The organism is Burkholderia catarinensis (assembly GCF_001883705.2).
Taxonomy (GTDB): Bacteria; Pseudomonadota; Gammaproteobacteria; order Burkholderiales; family Burkholderiaceae; genus Burkholderia; species Burkholderia catarinensis.
The window spans coordinates 111,430-130,428 of the sequence record NZ_MDEQ02000002.1; the positions used below are offsets into that span (position 1 = coordinate 111,430).

The following is an 18,999-nucleotide window of genomic DNA, read 5'->3' on the forward strand; positions in this document are numbered from 1 at the left end:
ACCGCTTGCCCGAACCTGCGACACTGCCGGATCGTTGCCGGCCGGCACGCCACCGAGGACGCTCGCGCATGACGACATCCATCAAGCCGCTGATCCGACGAGGCGCCGCCCTCGTGCTGCTTGCCGCGGTCGGCTACGCCGGCTACATGCTGTCCCGGCTCGCGCCGATCGCGACCGGCTATGCGGCGAAGGCGCTATGTTCCGGCGTGTACGTGTCGGGCCGCCCGGCCGCGTCCGTGATCGACGTCGACATCATGGCCGGCGTTCATCCGCTGCTGAAACTGGTGCGCCCGTCGATCGATCCCGACCATCATCGCGCCGTGGCGACCTTCGCCGGCTTCGCCGGGCGCGAAGCCGACTTCCGTCCCGGGCTCGGCTGCACGCTTGCGCTCGGGCCGTCGCCCGGCGCGCTGCCGGCCACACTGACGGACAGCTTGCCGGCCGCATCGCCGCCCCTCCCCGATCCGCCGCCCGCGCAGCCCGCACCGGCCATGCCGCCGGCCGGCATCGACGCGCACAAGCTGCAAACCGCGCTCGACCGTGCGTTCGACGAACCCGATCCGGCACGGCCGCGACGCACGCGCGCGATCGTCGTGATGTGGCGCGGCCAGGTGATCGCCGAACGCTATGCGCCCGGCTTCACGGCCGACACGCCGCTGCCCGGCTGGTCGATGACGAAAACCGTGACGGCCGCGCTGGTCGGCACGCTCGTCGCGCGGCACAAGCTGTCGCCCGATGCGTCGGCGCTGCTGCCCGAATGGCGCGGCAGCGGCGATCCGCGCGCGGCGATCACGCTCGACGAATTGCTGCGGATGACGAGCGGCCTGCAATTCAACGAGGACTACGACGATCCGCTGTCCGACGTCGCCGTGATGCTGTTCACGCAGCCCGATACCGCGCGCTTCGCATCGGCGAAGCCGCTCGCCGCGACGCCCGGCACGCAGTGGTACTACTCGAGCGGTACGAGCGCGATCGTCGCGCGCGTGATGCGGGTAGCGCTGGGCGGCAGCGACGAGGACTACCTCGCGTTTCCGCGCCGCGCGCTGTTCGCGCCGCTCGGGATGCGCAGCGCGGTGTTCGAGCCCGATGCGTCCGGCACGCTCGTCAGCCCGTCGTACATGTATGCGAGCGCGCGCGACTGGGCGCGCTTCGGGCAGCTTCTGCTGCAGGACGGCGTGTGGAACGGGCAGCGGCTGCTGCCGGAGGGCTGGGTGCGCTACCTGACGCGCGCGACGCCGCAGTCGACGCGCCAGGAATTCGGCGCGCAGCTGTGGGTGAAGGTGCCGGAGCCGTTCAACGATCGCGATCCGCACGCGAGCACGATGCCGGCCGACGCATTTCATGCGGTCGGCCATGAAGGCCAGTTCGTGAGCGTCGTGCCGAGCCGCGAGCTGGTGGTCGTGCGGCTCGGGCTGTCGCGGCCGGAATCCGCGTGGAATCACGAGGCGTTTCTCGCGCGCGTGCTCGACGCGGTGCCGGCGCCTGGCGCGTGACGGCGGCAATCCCGACGCCTACGACACCAACGACGCCGCCTCGCCGCGCGTTACCTGCGGTGCGTCACGGATTCGCGCTGCCCGCGTATTGCTTGAAGCCTTCGCGCGTCGCGAGACGTTCGATATAACGCGACGCCGCCGGGAAATCCGGATGCTCGAACGGCGTGCCGAACCAGCGGTTCACCGACAGGCCGATCGGAATGTCGGCGAGCGTGAAGTGATCGCCGGCCACGAATGCGCCGGTCGCTTCGAGTTGCGCGTTCAGCACGCGCATGTGCTTCGTCCAGCCCGCGATCGACTGCGCGATGCCGTCCGGATCCTGGTGATCGGGCGATTTGCGCACGAGGCCGAGGAACGCGCCGATCCACGCGCGGTTCAGGTCCGCGCCCTGCCAGTCGATCCATTGATCGACCCGCGCGCGCGCCTGCGGCTCGGCCGGATAGAGCGCATCGCCGCCATAGCGGTTCGCGAGGTAGCGGATGATCGCGTTCGATTCCCAGAGCACGAAATCGTCGTCCTGGATGACGGGCACGAGCGCGTTCGGATTCAGCGCGAGATAGGCCGGATCGTTGGTCGTGCGGAAGCCCGCGCCCCAGTCTTCCTGTTCGAACGGCAGGTTCAGCTCGGTGCACAGCCACAGCACCTTGCGGACGTTGATGGACGGGATCTTGCCGAGGATGCGCAGCATGCTGTCTCCTTGTGAAGTCGGATGCGGAGCGTTCGGAGCGCACAAAACGTCCCGAACGCGTTCACGTCGAATTTAAACACGGCCTCGCCGCAAACGGCAGGCAGGCCGCGCAAAATCGGCGTGCGGCCGATTCGTCAGGTCACGCAGCGCGTGCTCGGCCGTCGGGAACCGGAACATGAATCCGTCCTGATGCAGCCGCGCGGGCATCACCCGCTGCCCGTCCAGCAGCAACTCGGCCATCTCGCCCATCGCGACGCGCAGCGGCGCGGCCGGCACGTGCAGCCATGCAGGGCGGCGCAGCACCTTCGTCACGACCTGCACGAACTCGCGCTGGGTCAATGCCGCGGGCGCAACCGCGTTGTAGACGCCGCGCATGCGCGGGTTCGACATCGCGCGTGCGATGATCCGCAGCACGTCGTCGCGGTGGATCCAGCTCATCACCTGCGCGCCGTCGCCGAATCGTCCGCCCATCCCGAAGTAATGCGGCAGCAGCATCGGGCGCAACGCGCCGCCGGGGCCGAACACGACGCCCAGCCGCAGCACCACCGAGCGCACCCCGTGGCGCTCGAGCGGCTGCGCGGACTGCTCCCACTGCCGGCACAGCTCCGACATGAACCCCGTGCCGGCGCTGCTGCCCTCGTCGAGCCGCTCGTCGGCCGGGCGCACGCCGTAGTAACCGATCGCGGACGCCTGGATCCACGTGCGCGGCTTGACCTCGGCAGTCTCGACCCAGCGCATCAGCGCCTGCGTGACGCCCGCGCGGCTGGCGAGCAGCAGCGCCCGGCGGCGCTTGCTCCAGCGCGCGCCCAGCACCGGCGCCCCCGCGAGATTGATGACCGTGTCGAAACGCTCGTGCGGCTGCAACTGTTCGACGGACGTCACGCTGCGCACGCGGCCATGAAACTGGTAAGCCGCGCGCAGCGGATCGCGCGCCAGCAACGTGACCGTATGCCCCGCATCGAGCAGCCCGTTCACGAGGGTTTCGCCGATAAAGCCGGTCCCGCCAGTGACGAGCACGTTGCCGGGCGGCTGCCCCGCGAACGGATTGGCGTCCGGAACGCGTCGCGCGATCCGGCAGGCGGCGATCCCGTCGCGGATCCCCGAAACCGTCACGCCGGCGGCAAACAGGCTGAGCAGCCAGCCGCGCCAGCCGAGGTCGAGCACGTGCAGCGCGGTCGGTTCGTGCGCCCACGCGGCCAGTTGCATCGCGAGCATCCCGAACAGCGCGCCGCCGTTGACGGCCAGCAGCGTGTGCAGCACGCGCTCGGTCGCCGGCAGCTTGCGGCTTTGGTCCTCGACGACGAAATCCCATAACGTCAGCACCACTTCGACGAGCACCACCGTCGCGAGGGCCGCGACCCACGCGCCGTGAAAGGCGACGTTCGCGATCGAGGCGAACACGAGGCCGTAAAGCACGGACCGCACCGCATGAATCGCCAGCTCGAGCCGCGCGCGCGGGCTGTGCGGCAGGTCCTGCGTGAGTTCGTGGTGATAAAGCGTATCGAATGCGCCCATCGCGCCCTGCACGATCAGCAGGTTGAGCGCCCAGTTGAAAGCAGGCAACGTGTTCATAGGGTATCCCTCCTCCATAGCCAGACGAGCGGCGGCACCATCGCGACGAGTGCGGCAGCATCGATCGCCACGTGGCCCCATACATGCGCCTGCCACGACAACAGCATGTCCTGCGGCGCCCAGATCAACAGGCCGGCCAGCAGCCATCCCCACACTTCCCTGCTGCGCAGCCGGTTGCCGAGGTGAACGAGCGCCAGCATCCAGACCGATGCGCATTGCACCGTCGCGCCGATCAGCGACATCCACCAGATCTGCTGGACGCGCGCCGCTTCGGGCGCCGTTCCCGCCCAGAAATGCAGCTCGATGCCGCGGTGATACGCATCGAGCCACGACGCGCTGGCAATCCACGGAATGGCTGCACCGGCGAGCAGGTGCACGATCGCCGCTGCAACCATCCAGCTCACGACGATGCGGCGCATGGTGTCGCGCGCAGGCCGATTCGCCGCCGTACTGTCGGCGGCCTCGCCGATACCGCACACTGCAGCGTCGCAGCGCGCTTCGGCGTGATAGCCGAGCCAGCGCGAAACGGCATGCCGGTTGCGTGCGAAGCGGCGATACAGCGGCGCCAGCGCAGCACGTATGGCCGGCACGCGAAGCAGCCAGGCGAGCCGGCGGCGCCCGACCAGCGTATAGGCGGCCAGGATGCTGTCCACGCCGGTCAGCATGCGTCCGTCCGGCAGGCGCGCGTGCAGCTCGCGATTCAGCGCGGGCAGGCTGACGCCCAGCGGCGCGGGATCGAAGCCCGGCTCGGCGATATCGACGAAAACCAGCCGGCGTCGCGCGTCCCGGGCCCCGAGACGCCGTATTTCTGCGACGCATAGCGGACATCGTCCGTCGAAATACAGCACCAATTCACCTGAGTTCATGTTTTGCACTCCTTCTTTTTATCGCAAGCATCATGAATCGATCGATTGACTGCTTTCAGGCGTGCATCGCCGCCGCTCCCGCGCGACGGTGACGTACTTACATCGGCTTGAGCACCATCAGGAAGTAGACGGTCAGCATCGCGAAGAACGCCGGGTAGCCGAGCAGTTCCCAGCGCTTCGCATAGCGCCAGTACTGTTCCGGCAGTGCGGCGTCGCCGTTCGCGTGCGCGAGCTTCGCCATCGCGGCGAGTTCGACCTGCAGCCACACGACCGGCAGCCAGCACGCGCCGGCGATCGCATACAGCACGATCGACGCGACGAGCCACGGCGTATGCCACGGCCAGCCGGCCGTGTGCGCGAGCCACAGCCCGGACGCCGGCTGGAACAGCACGGCCGGCGTCGTGAACCACCAGTCCGCGCGCACCACGAGCCGCGACACGGCCGCGATCGCCGGCACCGACTGCGTGCGGTTCGCGAAGAACAGGTAGAACGCGGTGCCGAACCCCGTGCCGACCAGCAGCACCGAGGACAGGATGTGAAGCGCCTTGATGACGAGATAGGTATTCATGCTTGTTCTTCTTCGGAAAACAGGATCAACAGGATGGCGAGAATCGGCACGTTCTTGAGCACGGGGCCGAACGGCTCGGCCAGCAGGCCGGGCATCGTGACCGCGATGACGGCCGAATACGCGACGATCAGCGCCGCTTGCGCAGCCCACAGGCGACGCGACGGCGCGGCGACGGTCGCGATGCCGAACGCGAAGTCCAGCGCGCTTGCCGCGTACAGCGCGATCAGCGCGGGCAACCCCGTCAGGTGCGCGTGAGCGAGCAGCGCGAGGCTCGCGTGCAGCGGATGGATGAACGCGCTGGCGATGGCGGTCCAGATCCAGACGATCGCGAGCGCACCCAGCAGCAGCGGACGCCGCCACATCGCGAGCGCGTCGCGACGCAGCGCGGCGGCTTCCGCGCCGATGAAGCCGTCGATGCCGCGCGGCGGCCGGCCCAGCACGGCCGTGACGGCCGACGGAGCGCCGGTGTTCCCGCCGCGCAGCATCGTCCACGTGTCGCGCGTGAACATCGCGCCCGGCAACGTGCCGAGCAGCGCGGCCGCCGCGCCGGCCAGCGGGCCCGGCAGCGTCACGCGGGCGGCCGGCGGAAATCCCAGCGCGGCGCGGTAGCGAGCCAGCATCTCGCGATATTCGACTTCGTCGTTGCCGACCACGTCGATCACCGCCGGGCTGCCGGCCGCCGGCGAATCGACGCACCGCGCGACGACTTCAGCGAGATCGTCGACGTGCACGGGGCGCAGCCGTTGATGGCCGCCCGCCGGCAGGACGTGCACGGGCAGGCTCGCGAGCATCCGGAAAAAACGCGCCGACGTGCCGGCCGTGCCGTAGACGAGCGCGGGGCGCACGATCCGGAAGTCGATCGGCAGCGTCTGCAGGAAGCGCTCGGCTGCGTGCTTGCTGGCGAAGTACCGCGTATCTCCACGCTCGACACCGAGCGCCGAGATCTGGATCACGCGCCGCACGCCGGCGCGGCAGCACGCGGTAAAGAGCGCACACGGTGCGGCGCGATGCACGGCATCGAGCGTCGCGCCGCGCCGATCGGCGAGGATGCCGACCGCATTGATCACCACGTCGACACCCTCCAGCCGCACCAGCCACGTGTCCGGATCGACGTCCTTCGCGAAGTCGATCGCGACGTCGCGCGGGCCGGCCGCATGACGCACGCCGCGGAGCACGCGATGACCGCCGGCTTCGAGCTGCGCGCACAATGCCCGCCCGATGAAGCCGTTCGCACCGCAGACGAGGACGGTCATGCTGCGCGCCCCGGTGCGATCGGGCTGGCAGGTCGACGGCAAGACTGCGTTCATTTTCATCCTCTATTTACAGTTATTTCTGTACAAACAGAAATAGAGACCCCAAAAAAAGCGGGCTGCGTGCCCGCACGGCCTGTACCGCTTACTTCGACGGCTTGCGCCTGACCGTCTGGCTGATCTTCGCGCCGATGCCGAGCGCTTTCATCAGCGTATCGGGCTTGAGCCGCAGCATCTCGTCCGACCAGGTCGTGAGCGTCTCGACGAACTGCAGCGTGTCGCGGATGCGCTGTTCGGTCTCGCGGCTCTCGTTCGCGATGTCGGGATTCGTCAGGCAATCGCGCAGCACCGTGAGCGTCGGCTCGATCTCGCGCTGCCGCCGCCCTTCGACGATCAGTTTGAACAGTTCCCAGATGTCGGTCGACGTCTCGAAATGGTCGCGGCGGTCGCCCAGCACATGCACGACCTTCGCCAGCCGCCATGCCTGCAGCTCCTTCAGGCTCGTGCTGACGTTGGAGCGCGCGACGTTGAGCGTCTCGGCGATCTCGTCGGCCGCGACCGGCCGGCCGGCCAGGTAGAGCAGCGCGTGGATCTGCGAGACGGTGCGGTTGACGCCCCACCGCGAGCCCATTTCGCCCCAGTGGAGAATGAATCGTTCGGCAATCGGTGTGAGTTCCATGTCGTGAAATTTAGTGATTTCAGTTATTTCTGTCAAGAGAGAAATAACGAGGCGATCCGGCGCGTTCCGGCCGCGCCCGCCCGCGAGCGGCCGCTTCCTTTACAATGCGCGGGATTTTTCCGATTTCAGGCCGTTTCCGCCTTTCTGACAAGAGGTTCCCATGATCATCAAACCGCGCGTGCGTGGCTTCATCTGCGTGACGACTCATCCGGTCGGCTGCGAAGCCAGCGTCAAGGAACAGATCGACTACGTGACTTCGCACGGCCCGATCGCCAACGGCCCGAAAAAGGTGCTCGTGATCGGCGCGTCGACCGGCTACGGCCTCGCCGCCCGGATCTCGGCCGCCTTCGGCTCGGGCGCGGACACGCTCGGCGTGTTCTTCGAGCGCGCCGGCAGCGAAACGAAGCCCGGCACGGCCGGCTGGTACAACAGCGCCGCGTTCGAGAAATTCGCCGCTGAAAAGGGGCACTATGCGCGCAGCATCAACGGCGACGCATTCTCCGACAAGGTCAAGCAGATCACGATCGACACCATCAAGCAGGATCTCGGCAAGGTCGATCTCGTCGTCTACAGCCTCGCGGCACCGCGCCGCACGCACCCGAAGACGGGCGAAACCATCAGCTCGACGCTCAAGCCGATCGGCAAGGCCGTCACGTTCCGCGGCCTCGACACCGACAAGGAAGTGATTCGCGAAGTCTCGCTCGAGCCGGCGACGCAGGAAGAGATCGACGGCACCGTCGCCGTGATGGGCGGCGAGGACTGGCAGATGTGGATCGACGCGCTGGATGAAGCCGGCGTGCTGGCCGACGGCGCGAAGACCACCGCGTTCACGTATCTCGGCGAGCAGATCACGCACGACATCTACTGGAACGGCTCGATCGGCGAAGCGAAGAAGGATCTCGACAAGAAGGTGCTGTCGATCCGCGAAAAGCTGGCCGCGCACGGCGGCGATGCGCGCGTGTCGGTGCTGAAGGCCGTCGTCACGCAGGCGAGCTCGGCGATCCCGATGATGCCGCTGTACCTGTCGCTGCTGTTCAAGGTGATGAAGGAAACCGGCACGCACGAAGGCTGCATCGAGCAGGTGTACGGGCTCCTGAAGGACAGCCTGTACGGCGCGACGCCGCACGTCGACGAAGAAGGCCGGCTGCGCGCGGACTACAAGGAACTCGATCCGCAGGTGCAGGCGAAGGTCGTCGCGATGTGGGACAAGGTGACGAACGAAAACCTGTACGAGCTGACCGACTTCGCCGGCTACAAGAGCGACTTCCTGCGGCTGTTCGGCTTCGAGATCGCCGGCGTCGACTACGACGCGGACGTGAACCCGGACGTGAAGATCCCGGGCATCATCGACACGACGATCTGACGGCGCTGCCCGCCGCCGCGCCCGGAGCGCGGGCGGCGGGTTCGCCTTCCCGGCGGCGTCAACGCGGCGCCGGCTCTTCCAGATAGACGCCTGACGACAACGTGGCCTTCACCTGCCGCGTGAACTCGTCGGTGGACACTTCCTCCGCCCCCGCTTCGATCGCTTCGTAGGCCTGGCGCACGACGTCGGCCGGCGTCGCCTTCGGCACGTCGAGGCCGGCCGTCAGGTCGGTATCGATGAAACCGGCATGCAGCCCGACGACCTGCGTGTGCTGCTCGCGCAGCGAATGGCGCAGCCCGTTGGTCAGCGCCCACGCGGCCGATTTCGACACGCCGTAGCCCGACAGGATCGGCCGGTTCACCCAGCTCGCGACGGACAGGATGTTCAGGATCGCGCCGCCGCCATGGCCGGCGAGGGTCCCCGCAAACGCGCGCGACATCGCCAGCATCCCGAACACGTTGGTTTCGAAGTGATCGCGCAACGCGTCGGGCGCGCCGTCGTCCGTCAGGCTGCCGAGCCGCGCGATGCCGGCGTTGTTGATCAGCAGCGTGACGTCGCGCGCCGCATCGGCCGCTGCGGCGACGGCCGCCGGGTCGGTCACGTCGAGCTTCACGGGCACGACGCCCGGCAGCGTCACGGTGGCCGGATCGCGCGCCGCCGCATAGACCTTCCGCGCCCCTCTTTCGAGCGCCTGCTTCGCAAACTCGAGCCCGAGCCCGCGGTTCGCGCCCGTCACGAAAACGACTGCACCTTCGATCTTCATAGTCCTTCCTTTCGCATGATGAATCGCATGCGCGCCGGCTCGCCGCGCGTGAGATCCGGTGGAAAACGAGGTTGCCATGGCATACCGAACCGTTGCGCCGCCGGTGGCAGGCGGCAAGCCGTCCGCTGCCCCGTTACCCCCGCGACGCCAAAGACGCCGACCCATTGCCATCCGTGCTCCAGCCGTGGCTTTGCATTACCGGCCAGGTCGGCTACACTCGATGTCAATGTTGATCACCATTGTCTTTGCGATGCATTGTGTTCGCGTCGCCTCGGCATGTCAATGGTGATCGACATTGTGTTTTCCAATCGCTGCGATCGGCAAAATCAGGGAGAGATCGATGGGCGTATCAAGACAGCAGGCCGCCGAGAACCGGAGCGCAATCGTGGCGGCCGCCGAGCGGCTGTTCCGCGTGCGCGGCGTCGACGCCGTGGGGCTGACGGAATTGATGAAGGAAGCCGGTTTCACGCAGGGCGGCTTCTACAACCACTTCAAGTCGAAAGACGCGCTGGTCGCCGAAGTGATGGAAACGGCGATGCAGGACCGCGCGGATTCGCCGAACGCCGGCAGTCTCGATGCGCAGGTGGCGTCGTATCTGTCGCCCGCGCATCGCGATAACGTCGAGGCCGGGTGCCCGCTATCCGGCTTCGCGGGCGACGCGCCGCGGCTGACCGATGCGGCGCGCGCGTGCTATGCACACGGCCTCGCCGCGTATCTCGACCGGCTGGAACGGATGGTGGCGATCGAAGGCGCGGCGCCGGAGCAGACGCGTCGCGACGCGCTCGCGGTCTTCAGCCAGATGGCGGGGGCGCTGGTATTGTCGCGCGCGATCGCCGGCAGCGATCCCACGCTGGCCGACGAGATCCTCGCCGCGGGGCGGGACACGCTCACCGGCAGACGCGGCGATCCGGTCGCGCCGGCGTAACGGAAACGCGCGGCGGCGCGCCGCCCTTGCCGCGCTATTCGACCGCCCGTGCGGCACCCCACAGCGGCTGCCCGCCCAGCGCCGCGTGCCACGCGTCAAAACGCGTGCGCCACGATTCGAACGGCTCCGTCAACGGATGGCGCGGATCCTCGCTGAGCGAATACGCCATCCCTTCGATCAGCCAGCGCGGCTTGGTCACGACGGCCAGGTTGCCGAGCACTTCCGCCTGGCGGTGATGGATCAGCTCGTGCGCGAGAAAGTAGGTCTGCCAGCCGCGCGGCGCGATGACCACGCCGAAGTTGCCGAGCGTCAGCGCCGCGCGTTGGCCGAGACCGAACGCGTCAGCGCACGTGCGCGTCGAGCAGAACACGACGCGCGGCGCGTCCTGGAACGCGCCGACGGCCGCCGCCGCGCGCGCATAGCCGTCGCGATAGAGCTGCCGCGCGTCGCCGAGTTTCGCGGCATCGTCCGTGCAGATGTCGGCGCTCGGGCACGACACGCCGGGTATCAGCGCGGGCGCGACGACGCGCAGCGGCTTGACGAGCGCATACGCAGCAATCGGCAGCGCGACGAGCAGGCCCGTGAGGGCGAAAGCGACGTGGGAGCGTTTCATCGAGGCGGCGGTTCCGTGGCGATCCGTTGGCGTTTTCCTGCGTGAATATATCGAATCGGCGACGATGCCGGCCCTGCTTTTACTTCCGGCCGGCGCCCGCCGTCACGATCCGCCGTCCTGCCGCAACCAACACTTTTCCGACCTGATCGCCGCTGAATTCGTCACGGCCCGGCACGGCTTCGAGCCTCGTCAGCCGGTGGCGAACGGGAGAACGGCCGGCCATCCGCCGACCGAACCCCGCCGCCCACGGCTGAAACGGGCCATGCACGTCACGCGGCGTGCTCCGGGCGCGTGTCGCCGGCGCCCGTCCCTCGGCGGCTCCAGCGCGTGCCCAGCCACAGCAGCGCGGCACTGAACGCGAACAGGATCGCCTCGACCAGCACGGTATCGACATGCCAGTACCGCGTCAGCAGCACAGCGACGAGGTCGAACAGGAAATGAAGCGCGATCGCATACGCGAGCCAGCGTTTCGTGCCGCGTACGAACGCCTGCAGCACGATCAGCGACAGCCCCACATGCGCGGCGAGTGCGCTCGCACGTTCGAGCAGCGCGAGAAACGGTGACGCGAGCGTCATGCCCGCGAACTGCGACCCGATCAGCGACTGCACGCCTTCAGGCACGACGACGCCGGCATGCGCGAGCAGGTAGCCGGTGCCGAGCGCGACAAACCCGACGCCGACCAGCAGCATCGCCTCCAGCCCGCCGTGCCCGAGCCCGAGCATCACGGCCGTCTGCGCGTCGTGCCGCTTCGGCAGCAGATACCGGAACGCAACCCAGCGCCCGCATTCCTCGAAGAGCCCAGCCGTCAACGCCGCGAACACGAGCATCGGCAGATGCCAGCGCGGATCGGTCCCGAGCCGGTGAAACAGCGGCACCTGCCACGACAGGCGTAATACCGGCTGGGACACGAAGAAGGTCAGCATCCCGTAGCAAAACACTCGCAACGGCACCTGCGTGCGGCGTCGCCACGCGGCCGCGAGCAACGCAGGCGCGATCAACGCGACGACACCGGCCGCGAACGTGAGGAACAGCAGCGCCGGCGCGACCGGATGCATGACGCGCGCCGCTACGCGAGCTGCTTGTGGAAGTACGTCGTCGCGCAGAGCGCGCCGTCGGGCATCAGCGCATAGTTCGGCACGACGCCGACGCGCTGCCAGCCGGCCCGCTCGTACAGCCGCTCGGCGTCGCTGCCCGTCACGGTATCGAGCACGAGCACGGTCTTGCCGGCGTCGCGCGCGGCCGCGTCGGCCGCCGCCATCAGCCGCGCGGCGATGCCCTGCCGGCGCGCGTGCCGCGACACGAGCATCTTCGCGATGTCCGCGCGATGCGGCTGGTTCTCGGGCTGTGCGGTCACGACCTGTACGGTGCCGAGGATGCGGCCGGACGCATCCTCGGCGACGAGCAGGATGCGCTCGCCGTTCCGGACGCCCTCGGCCACGCGCGTCCAGAACGCGACGGCGGTCGACCGTTCGATCGGCAGCATGAAACTGACGGACGCGCCGCCTTCGACGCAATCGATCAGCACGTCGGCCAGCGCTTCGACACAGGTCATCGCTTCGCGCGCGTCGACGCAGCGGACGGTAACAGGTTCGGTCATGCCATCTCCGGTAATGAAGCGGGCTGCACGCGTGGGTTCGGCATGCCCGCGGATCGGAAGAAACACCGGCCGATCGTCAAGGCTTGCGCAACGGCGGCAGCGGCCGGCAACGCAGCGCCCGGTCGGCACGCGTTACCGCCCCATCATCGTACGCGATGAAAATTTTCGCGGCATCGCCAGCCGCATCGCCTACACTTAGCCACATGGCTAACTTTCAACCCGGCATCAGCGACGTCTTCCACGCCCTCGCCGATCCGACGCGCTGCGCGATCGTCAGCGCGCTCGGCCACGGCGAGCGGACCGTCTCCGCGCTGGCCGCGCCGTTCGACATGGCGCTACCGTCGTTCATGAAGCATGTCGCCGTGCTCGAGCGCAGCGGCCTCGTGCAGACCCGCAAAACCGGCCGCTCGCGCACCTGCGCGCTGGTCGGCAGCCGGCTGACCGAGGCCGAGCAGTGGCTCGCCGCGCAGCGCGCGCTGTGGGAAGCGCGATCCGACCGTCTCGTCGAATTCGTCGAACGCCGTCACCAGGAGGAGCAAGATGTCAGCAAGCCACGTCGAACCCGTTGAAGCCCACGACCTCGTCATCACGCGCACGCTGCGCGCGCCGCGCCACGCGCTGTGGCGTGCGTGGACCGACCCCGAACTGCTGAGGCAATGGTGGTGCCCGAAGCCGTGGACCACCGAGGTGCGCGCGTTCGACCTGCGGCCGGGCGGCGTTTTCCACACGTTCATGCGCGGCCCCGACGGCGGCACGAGCGACAACCCCGGCTGCTTCCTCGATATCGTGCCGGAATCGCGCATCGCGTTCACGTCGATGCTCGCGGGCGGCTGGCGGCCGCAGGTGCCGTGGATGGGCTTCACGGCGATCATCACGATGGCCGACGACGATGCGGGCAGCCGCTACGAGGCGCGCGTGATGCATCCGGATGCCGCGACGCGCGAGCGCCACGAAGCGCTCGGCTTCTTCGAGGGCTGGAACACCTGCATCACGCAGCTCGACGCGTTCGCGGCCGCGCTGCGCTGAACGCGTACGAGTTGCGCGGTCATTGCATGCCGCCGCGCTCGCGCCTAGGATTCCTGAAGGAAGCGTGACGACACGCCGGCCTCCGGCGTGCACCGTCGCGCGCGCTCCGCGGGAGGCGACATGTTGCACACGCACACGCATTCGACCCGGGTCAGCCGGCACCTGAACGCACCGCGCGGGCGCGTCTACCGCGCGCTGCTCGACCCGCACGCGGTCGAGCAATGGAAGGTGCCCGACGGCATGACGTGCCGCGTGCATGCGTACGATGCCCGCGAAGGCGGCGCGCTGCGCGTGTCGCTGAGCTACGACGCGCCGTCGGCCGGCACCGGCAAGACCACCGCGCGCACCGATACCTATCACGGCCGCTTCGTCACGCTCGTGCCGGACGAGCAGATCGTCGAGATCGACGTGTTCGAGACCGACGACCCGATGCTGCGCGGCGCCATGACGATCACGATCACGCTGTCCGACGAAGCGGGCGGCACGCGCGTGGACGCCGTGCACGACGGCCTGCCGCCCGGCGTGCCGGCCGCCGACAACGAGACCGGCTGGCGCATGGCGCTGGCGAAGCTGGCGGCGCTGGTGGAAGCCGGGTGACGGGTGCGCGTCAGCCGAGCCGGTAAGCGCGCGTGACCGTGCCGCGGAACAGCGCGTCGCGCTCGTCCGGGCTCGCGTGTGCAGTCAGCCGCTTGAACGCGTTCCAGCCGTTCACGAACGCATACGAGCCCTTGTCGACCGGGAAATTGCTCTCGAACATGCAGCGCCCGGGGCCGAACGCGTCGATGCAGGTCATCATCCACGGCTTCCACGCATCGGCGAGCTGCACGGACGACGGCGGCCGCGCGCCCTTCTCGAAATCGAAACCGTTGATGCGCATCCCGAGCCCGCCGACCTTCACATATACGTTCGGCAACTGCGCGAGCGCGCGCATCGACGCCGACCAGCGCTCGAACACCTCCTGCCGCTTGTCCGCATAGCTCGCGATCCGCACGACGCCGCCGCAGTGATTCACGATGATCCGCGTATCGGGGTTCGCCTTCGCGAGATCGAACAGCTCGGGCAGTTGCGGAAAGAACAGCCACGCGTCGTACGACAGCCCGAGCGGCCCGAGCTGCGCCACGCCGGCCCGATATGCGGGATCGAGCAGCAGCCCGCGCGGCACCGCCGACAACGGATTGGCGAGCGTCGGATCGGCATCCCACGTGGTCAGGTGCCGAACGCCGCGAAACCGCCCGCGCCCGGCTTCGAGATGCGCTTCCAGCACGTCGCGCAGTCGTAGGGCGCCGGTTACGCCCGGCCGGCGATGCGGCAGCGCGAAAGGCGACCGCATGCGACACTGGCCGCCGATGCACGCATCGTGCGCCGCCCGCAGGCGCACCGCGCGTGCAGCCGTCAACCGGACATGCTTGAGGGGCCTCCGCCATGAACGCCGCGCGCACCGCCACCTGGTATTTCGATTTCGTCTCGCCGTTCGCATACCTGCAGCAGGAACAGTTCGACCGGTTGCCGCCCGCCGCCGCGTTCGAGCCGCAGCCGATCGTGCTCGGCGCGCTGCTCGCGCACTGGGGCCAGAAAGCACCGGCCGAGATCGCCGCAAAACGCGTCTTCACCTATCGCCATGCGCAATACCGCGCGGACAAGCTCGGCATTGCGTTCCGGATGCCGCCCGCGCACCCGTTCAACCCGATCAGGCCGCTGCGCCTCGCGATCGCGATGGGCAATTCGCGCGACGCGATCCAGCGGATCTTCCGGCATATCTGGCGCGACGGCCAGGACGTGTCGACGCCGGAAGGCTTCGCCGCGCTGTGCGAAGCCGTCGGCTTTCCGGAGGGCGTGACGGCCGTCGAAGCGCAACCGGTGAAGGACGCGCTGCGCGCGAACACGGATCGCGCGATCGCGCACGGCGTATTCGGCGTGCCGACCTTCGAACTCGACGGCGACCTGTTCTGGGGCGAGGATGCGACCGGCATGTTCGCCGACTGCGCCACGTCACGCGCGTGGCTCGACTCGCCCGAGGTACGCCGCATCAGCACGCTGCCCGAAGGGATCCGGCGCGGCTGACGGCGCGGCCGCCATCCCGCGCCGCCGGCTTCAGACGTCGCGCCCCTCGACGAGCGACGGCACGGCCTCGCGCATCATCGCGACGAACCGCACGAGCCGCGACGGATAGAACTGCGCATGCGGGTAGGTCAGGTAGACGGGCAGCGGCGCGGCCTGCCACTCGGGCGCGAGATGCACGAGCTCGCCGCGCGCGAGGTGGTCGGCCAGCATCCATGACGAACCGACGCACGCGCCGACGCCCAGCAGCGCCGCGCTGCGCAGCGCGTACAGGTTCGCGGTCGTGATGCGCGGGCGGATCGCAATGCGCCGCGTGTCGCCCGTGACGGCGTGCGTCAGCGCCAGCTCGGTGCGGTAGTACGTGCGCAGCGCGAGCCACGGCAACGCGGCCAGCGCGTCGGGGTCGGCCGGCACGTCGGCGCCGTTCAGCACGGACGGCGCGGCGACCACGAAGCGCGGCACCTTCGTCAGCCGGATCGCGACCACGCCCGGATCGGTCGGCTCGCCGACCTGGATCGCGCAATCAATGCCGCTGCCGACGAAATCCCGCACCTCGTCCTGCAGCAGCCACTCCACCGACACGCGCGGATAGTCGCGCAGGAACTGCGCGAGCGGCTCGACGAAACGCTCCTGGCCGAACGCGTGCGGCACCGCGACGCGCAGCAGCCCGTCGGGCTCCTCCTGCGCGCCGCGCAAGTCGGCCTCGAACGCCGCCCAGTTCGCCAGCAGCTCCTTCGCGCGCTTGAAGCAGCGCTCACCGTCGACGGTCAGCCGCATCGTGTGGGTCGTGCGTTGCAGCAGCCGCATGCCGAGCGAGCGTTCGAGCGCCTGCAGCCGCCGGCTGATCGTCGGCTGCGTCGTCTGCAGTTGCGCGGCGGCGGCCGACAGGCTGCCGGCCTCGACTATGCGCACGAAGGTTTCCATCAGCTCGAAACGATAGCCGGCGCCGTCCACCGGCACCACCTGAGCACGCGGAGACCCGCCAGCAGCGGGAGAAGCAGGAGATTTTTCGGTCATTCGCCGAGCGTATAACAAATCTGCGCGACGCGGTACTACCGTGGCCGGCCGCGTGCCGCCACACTCCCGTCCATCCCGTTATCCAACCCAGGATGCACGCCATGTCCACCCCGACCCGTCTCGACGCCGCGCCCCGTGCGGCACACGCCCCGGCCCACCCGGCCGCCCATTCGATGCCCGATCGCCGGCTCGTGCTGCTGCTCGCGGCCGCCGCCGGCCTCGGCGTCGCCCCGCTCTACTACGCGCAGCCGATGCTCGGCGCGCTGGGGCCCGATCTCGGCGCGTCGGCGCGTGCGATCGGCTTCGTGCCGACGCTCACGCAGCTCGGCTATGCGCTCGGCATCCTGCTGCTCGCGCCGCTCGGCGACCGCTTCGACCGGCGCCGCGTGATCATGACCAAGGCCGCCGCGCTGGTCGTCGCGCTGCTGCTCGCCGCCATCGCGCCGTCGCTCGGGCTGCTGCTCGCGGCGAGCTTCGCGATCGGCCTCGCCGCGACGATGGCGCAGGATGTCGTGCCGGCCGCCGCGACGCTCGCGCACGACACGCATCGCGGCCGCATCGTCGGCACGGTGATGACGGGGCTGCTGCTCGGCATCCTGCTGTCGCGCGTCGTGGCCGGCTTCGTCGCCGAGACGGCCGGCTGGCGTGCGATGTTCGCGCTCGCGGCCGCCAGCGTCGCCGCGATCGGCGTCGTGGCCGCACGCGGGCTGCCGCACTTCGAGCCGACCACCCGCCTGTCGTATCGCGCGCTGATCGGCTCGCTCGGCGCGCTGTGGCGCGATCATCCGGCACTGCGCCGCGCCGCGCTCGCGCAGGGGCTCCTGGCCGTCGGGTTCAGCGCGTTCTGGTCGACGCTCGCGGTGATGCTGCACGGCGCGCCGTTCCACCTCGGCAGCGCCGCCGCGGGCGCGTTCGGCCTCGCGGGCGCCGCCGGCGCGCTGGCCGCGCCGATTGCCGGGCGCCTGGCCGATCATCACGGCCCCGAGCGCGTCACGCGCATCGGCATCGGCATCGCGACGCTGTCGTTCGCGTCGATGGCCGCCGCGCCGCTGATGTCGCCGCATGCGCAGCTCGTGCTGCTCGCGGTCGCGACGATCGGCTTCGATCTCGGCGTGCAGGCCACGCTGATTGCGCACCAGGCAATCGTCTACCGGATCGACCCCGCGTCGCGCAGCCGCCTCAACGCGGTGCTGTTCGTCGGCATGTTCATCGGGATGGCGGCCGGCGCCGCGATCGGCAGCTTGTTGCTCGCGCAACTGGGCTGGAATGCGGTGACCGCGCTGGCCGTCGCGACGTCGCTGGCCGCGCTCGCCGTGCGGATCTGGCGCCGGTAATTCCCGGCATCGCGAATGCGGGGCGGGCAGGCCGCAGGGCTTGCCCGCCTTTTCTTTTATTTTTCGTTCGGCCTGCGCGGCCCGGCGCAGCGCGGCAGATCCGTGCAAAACGCGGGACGCATTCGGTCATCCGGCGCAAGGTCCGCGACGGCGCAACGAATTGCCTAGTTGAACCGATTATTTTTCGCCGGCGCCCAGGGATCCGCGTGCAACCGTCAGACGATTCGGCATGGCCGCGCCGCACGGTCCTCTCCAATCCGGCCCCACCGGAAAATCGCGTTTTCTCAGGGGATTCCCGGTATTTTTTCCCATTTTCTTCGAAATTACCGATGACATACTTGCCCCCCGTTGCGCTCCGGTACGAGCGCGCTTCCTGATCCTGCCGGCCGCGCGTCATGCGTCGTGCGTCCGTCGGGGTCGCAGAACATGAACAATTTCGACACCACGATCCAGATCTTCCTCACCCACATCACGTTCGGACCGCTGATGAACCACGCGATCCGCGTGATCGCTGGCCTCTATACGTTCAAGGGCTTCGTGCTCATCCCCGTGCTGTGCTGGCTATGGTTCCAGCCGGGCCCCGAGCGCGAACGGCAACGCGAGCTGGTCATCGCGACCGTCGCTAGCGGACTCGTCGCGCTCGCGTTCGGCCGACTGCTCGCGAAAGCCCTGCCGTTCCGCGTGCGGCCGATCTACAACCCCGACCTGCACCTGCACTTCCCGTCCGAGGAGCTGCGTGCGGCCACGCTGCAGGCCTGGAGTTCGTTTCCGAGCGATCACGCGATGCTGTGGATGGCGATCGCGACGGGGATCTTCATCATCGCTCGCCGCGTCGGCGTGCTCGCGCTGCTCTATGCGGTCGTGTTCATCTGCGTGCCGCGCGCGTATCTCGGCTTTCACTACCCGACCGACCTGATCGCCGGCGCGTCGATCGGCATCGCTATCGCGTGGCTGCTGACGCGCGATGCGATTCGATCGCGCTTCGCGCCGCAGGTGATGGCGGCGATCCGGCGCTTCCCCGCGCCGGCCTATACGCTCGCGTTCCTGCTGTGCTTCGAGCTGATCACGCAGTTCGACGAACTGCTGACGCTCGCGCAGTCGGTCAAGCATACGACGATGTAACGGGACGGCGCCGCGATGCATCCGCTGCTGTCGTCACGACGTCCGGGCACACGCTGCCGGCCCTG

20 protein-coding genes and 1 pseudogene are annotated in these 18,999 nt (G+C 68.9%); 9 read left to right on the top strand and 12 right to left on the bottom strand.

The annotated features are described in order from the left end of the window. The first annotated feature begins 68 nt into the window (after positions 1-68). Positions 69-1,493 carry a serine hydrolase domain-containing protein gene (locus BFF94_RS03695; protein ID WP_219139004.1) on the top strand — a complete coding sequence of 475 codons (1,425 nt, stop codon included), beginning with the start codon at positions 69-71 and terminating at the stop codon, positions 1,491-1,493. 64 nt (positions 1,494-1,557) lie between these two features. Here the strand turns inward: BFF94_RS03695 and BFF94_RS03700 are convergent, their stop codons facing one another. The 6 genes from BFF94_RS03700 to BFF94_RS03725 all read right to left on the bottom strand — a co-directional run bounded on the left by BFF94_RS03700 (position 1,558) and on the right by BFF94_RS03725 (position 7,116). Next, positions 1,558-2,181, bottom strand: a complete 624-nt coding sequence (locus BFF94_RS03700) for a glutathione S-transferase family protein (protein ID WP_128843661.1) — start codon at positions 2,179-2,181, stop codon at positions 1,558-1,560. Between the two features lie 72 nt (positions 2,182-2,253). Then, a complete protein-coding gene (locus BFF94_RS03705) occupies positions 2,254-3,753 on the bottom strand; it encodes a TIGR01777 family oxidoreductase (protein ID WP_128843662.1) in 1,500 nt (499 codons plus the stop codon). Continuing rightward, the gene (locus BFF94_RS03710; RefSeq protein WP_128843663.1) at positions 3,750-4,619 is read right to left on the bottom strand and encodes a thiol-disulfide oxidoreductase DCC family protein; all 870 of its coding nucleotides are present in this window, start codon (positions 4,617-4,619) and stop codon (positions 3,750-3,752) included. Before BFF94_RS03710 ends, BFF94_RS03705 begins: the two co-directional genes overlap by 4 nt. A gap of 97 nt (positions 4,620-4,716) precedes the next feature. Next, the gene (locus tag BFF94_RS03715) at positions 4,717-5,187 is read right to left on the bottom strand and encodes a DUF2269 family protein (protein WP_128843664.1); all 471 of its coding nucleotides are present in this window, start codon (positions 5,185-5,187) and stop codon (positions 4,717-4,719) included. Then, a complete protein-coding gene (locus BFF94_RS03720) occupies positions 5,184-6,494 on the bottom strand; it encodes an SDR family oxidoreductase (RefSeq protein WP_219139005.1) in 1,311 nt (436 codons plus the stop codon). Before BFF94_RS03720 ends, BFF94_RS03715 begins: the two co-directional genes overlap by 4 nt. A gap of 88 nt (positions 6,495-6,582) precedes the next feature. Continuing rightward, positions 6,583-7,116, bottom strand: a complete 534-nt coding sequence (locus tag BFF94_RS03725) for a GbsR/MarR family transcriptional regulator (protein ID WP_050012168.1) — start codon at positions 7,114-7,116, stop codon at positions 6,583-6,585. 160 nt (positions 7,117-7,276) lie between these two features. On the opposite strand from BFF94_RS03725, the gene fabV reads away from it, so the two are divergent. Continuing rightward, positions 7,277-8,479 (top strand): enoyl-ACP reductase FabV, encoded by a 1,203-nt coding sequence (gene fabV, locus BFF94_RS03730; protein ID WP_128843195.1) that lies wholly within the window; start codon positions 7,277-7,279, stop codon positions 8,477-8,479. A gap of 58 nt (positions 8,480-8,537) precedes the next feature. On the opposite strand, the gene BFF94_RS03735 is transcribed toward fabV, so the two are convergent. Then, on the bottom strand, positions 8,538-9,242 hold the full coding sequence (locus tag BFF94_RS03735) for an SDR family oxidoreductase (protein ID WP_219139006.1): 705 nt from the start codon (positions 9,240-9,242) through the stop codon (positions 8,538-8,540). A 340-nt stretch (positions 9,243-9,582) separates the two neighbouring features. On the opposite strand from BFF94_RS03735, the gene BFF94_RS03740 reads away from it, so the two are divergent. Then, complete coding sequence (locus tag BFF94_RS03740) at positions 9,583-10,167, top strand: TetR/AcrR family transcriptional regulator (RefSeq protein ID WP_128843196.1); 585 nt, start codon at positions 9,583-9,585, stop codon at positions 10,165-10,167. Between the two features lie 34 nt (positions 10,168-10,201). Here the strand turns inward: BFF94_RS03740 and BFF94_RS03745 are convergent, their stop codons facing one another. From BFF94_RS03745 to BFF94_RS03755, 3 genes are all read right to left on the bottom strand, one after another. Continuing rightward, positions 10,202-10,780, bottom strand: coding sequence for a hypothetical protein (locus BFF94_RS03745; protein WP_128843197.1), 579 nt, complete (start codon positions 10,778-10,780; stop codon positions 10,202-10,204). 269 nt (positions 10,781-11,049) lie between these two features. Next, entirely contained in the window at positions 11,050-11,835 is a 786-nt protein-coding gene (locus tag BFF94_RS03750) for a YhfC family intramembrane metalloprotease (RefSeq protein WP_128843198.1), read from the bottom strand. 11 nt (positions 11,836-11,846) lie between these two features. Beyond that, complete coding sequence (locus BFF94_RS03755; RefSeq protein ID WP_128843199.1) at positions 11,847-12,377, bottom strand: GNAT family N-acetyltransferase; 531 nt, start codon at positions 12,375-12,377, stop codon at positions 11,847-11,849. Between the two features lie 203 nt (positions 12,378-12,580). Here BFF94_RS03755 and BFF94_RS03760 point away from each other — a divergent pair, with 203 nt between their 5' ends. The 3 genes from BFF94_RS03760 to BFF94_RS03770 all read left to right on the top strand — a co-directional run bounded on the left by BFF94_RS03760 (position 12,581) and on the right by BFF94_RS03770 (position 14,000). Continuing rightward, entirely contained in the window at positions 12,581-12,946 is a 366-nt protein-coding gene (locus BFF94_RS03760) for an ArsR/SmtB family transcription factor (RefSeq protein ID WP_128843200.1), read from the top strand. After that, complete coding sequence (locus BFF94_RS03765; protein ID WP_128843201.1) at positions 12,918-13,403, top strand: SRPBCC family protein; 486 nt, start codon at positions 12,918-12,920, stop codon at positions 13,401-13,403. Before BFF94_RS03760 ends, BFF94_RS03765 begins: the two co-directional genes overlap by 29 nt. 120 nt (positions 13,404-13,523) lie before the next feature. Beyond that, positions 13,524-14,000 (top strand): SRPBCC family protein, encoded by a 477-nt coding sequence (locus tag BFF94_RS03770; RefSeq protein WP_128843202.1) that lies wholly within the window; start codon positions 13,524-13,526, stop codon positions 13,998-14,000. 10 nt (positions 14,001-14,010) lie between these two features. On the opposite strand, the pseudogene BFF94_RS03775 reads toward BFF94_RS03770, so the two are convergent. Beyond that, a pseudogene (locus BFF94_RS03775) lies at positions 14,011-14,679 on the bottom strand (amidohydrolase family protein); the annotation flags it as partial. 146 nt (positions 14,680-14,825) lie between these two features. On the opposite strand from BFF94_RS03775, the gene BFF94_RS03780 reads away from it, so the two are divergent. Next, positions 14,826-15,464, top strand: a complete 639-nt coding sequence (locus BFF94_RS03780) for a 2-hydroxychromene-2-carboxylate isomerase (RefSeq protein WP_128843203.1) — start codon at positions 14,826-14,828, stop codon at positions 15,462-15,464. 30 nt (positions 15,465-15,494) lie between these two features. Here the strand turns inward: BFF94_RS03780 and BFF94_RS03785 are convergent, their stop codons facing one another. Then, positions 15,495-16,478: a LysR family transcriptional regulator gene (locus BFF94_RS03785; RefSeq protein ID WP_219139007.1), complete on the bottom strand. Its 984-nt coding sequence runs from the start codon at positions 16,476-16,478 to the stop codon at positions 15,495-15,497. A gap of 101 nt (positions 16,479-16,579) precedes the next feature. Here BFF94_RS03785 and BFF94_RS03790 point away from each other — a divergent pair, with 101 nt between their 5' ends. Next, positions 16,580-17,812, top strand: coding sequence for an MFS transporter (locus tag BFF94_RS03790; RefSeq protein WP_219139008.1), 1,233 nt, complete (start codon positions 16,580-16,582; stop codon positions 17,810-17,812). Between the two features lie 426 nt (positions 17,813-18,238). Continuing rightward, positions 18,239-18,934 (top strand): phosphatase PAP2 family protein, encoded by a 696-nt coding sequence (locus BFF94_RS03795; RefSeq protein WP_128842608.1) that lies wholly within the window; start codon positions 18,239-18,241, stop codon positions 18,932-18,934. Positions 18,935-18,999 lie beyond the last annotated feature (65 nt).

Excerpts from the sequence above, each read along its gene's own strand:
- BFF94_RS03695 (WP_219139004.1), top strand. The coding sequence starts at position 69 with ATGACGACATCCATCAAGCCGCTGATCCGACGAGGCGCCGCCCTCGTG.
- BFF94_RS03700 (WP_128843661.1), bottom strand. The coding sequence starts at position 2,181 with ATGCTGCGCATCCTCGGCAAGATCCCGTCCATCAACGTCCGCAAGGTG.
- BFF94_RS03705 (WP_128843662.1), bottom strand. The coding sequence starts at position 3,753 with ATGAACACGTTGCCTGCTTTCAACTGGGCGCTCAACCTGCTGATCGTG.
- BFF94_RS03710 (WP_128843663.1), bottom strand. The coding sequence starts at position 4,619 with ATGAACTCAGGTGAATTGGTGCTGTATTTCGACGGACGATGTCCGCTA.
- BFF94_RS03715 (WP_128843664.1), bottom strand. The coding sequence starts at position 5,187 with ATGAATACCTATCTCGTCATCAAGGCGCTTCACATCCTGTCCTCGGTG.
- BFF94_RS03720 (WP_219139005.1), bottom strand. The coding sequence starts at position 6,494 with ATGAACGCAGTCTTGCCGTCGACCTGCCAGCCCGATCGCACCGGGGCG.
- BFF94_RS03725 (WP_050012168.1), bottom strand. The coding sequence starts at position 7,116 with ATGGAACTCACACCGATTGCCGAACGATTCATTCTCCACTGGGGCGAA.
- fabV (WP_128843195.1), top strand. The coding sequence starts at position 7,277 with ATGATCATCAAACCGCGCGTGCGTGGCTTCATCTGCGTGACGACTCAT.
- BFF94_RS03735 (WP_219139006.1), bottom strand. The coding sequence starts at position 9,242 with ATGAAGATCGAAGGTGCAGTCGTTTTCGTGACGGGCGCGAACCGCGGG.
- BFF94_RS03740 (WP_128843196.1), top strand. The coding sequence starts at position 9,583 with ATGGGCGTATCAAGACAGCAGGCCGCCGAGAACCGGAGCGCAATCGTG.
- BFF94_RS03745 (WP_128843197.1), bottom strand. The coding sequence starts at position 10,780 with ATGAAACGCTCCCACGTCGCTTTCGCCCTCACGGGCCTGCTCGTCGCG.
- BFF94_RS03750 (WP_128843198.1), bottom strand. The coding sequence starts at position 11,835 with ATGCATCCGGTCGCGCCGGCGCTGCTGTTCCTCACGTTCGCGGCCGGT.
- BFF94_RS03755 (WP_128843199.1), bottom strand. The coding sequence starts at position 12,377 with ATGACCGAACCTGTTACCGTCCGCTGCGTCGACGCGCGCGAAGCGATG.
- BFF94_RS03760 (WP_128843200.1), top strand. The coding sequence starts at position 12,581 with ATGGCTAACTTTCAACCCGGCATCAGCGACGTCTTCCACGCCCTCGCC.
- BFF94_RS03765 (WP_128843201.1), top strand. The coding sequence starts at position 12,918 with ATGTCAGCAAGCCACGTCGAACCCGTTGAAGCCCACGACCTCGTCATC.
- BFF94_RS03770 (WP_128843202.1), top strand. The coding sequence starts at position 13,524 with ATGTTGCACACGCACACGCATTCGACCCGGGTCAGCCGGCACCTGAAC.
- BFF94_RS03780 (WP_128843203.1), top strand. The coding sequence starts at position 14,826 with ATGAACGCCGCGCGCACCGCCACCTGGTATTTCGATTTCGTCTCGCCG.
- BFF94_RS03785 (WP_219139007.1), bottom strand. The coding sequence starts at position 16,478 with ATGACCGAAAAATCTCCTGCTTCTCCCGCTGCTGGCGGGTCTCCGCGT.
- BFF94_RS03790 (WP_219139008.1), top strand. The coding sequence starts at position 16,580 with ATGTCCACCCCGACCCGTCTCGACGCCGCGCCCCGTGCGGCACACGCC.
- BFF94_RS03795 (WP_128842608.1), top strand. The coding sequence starts at position 18,239 with ATGAACAATTTCGACACCACGATCCAGATCTTCCTCACCCACATCACG.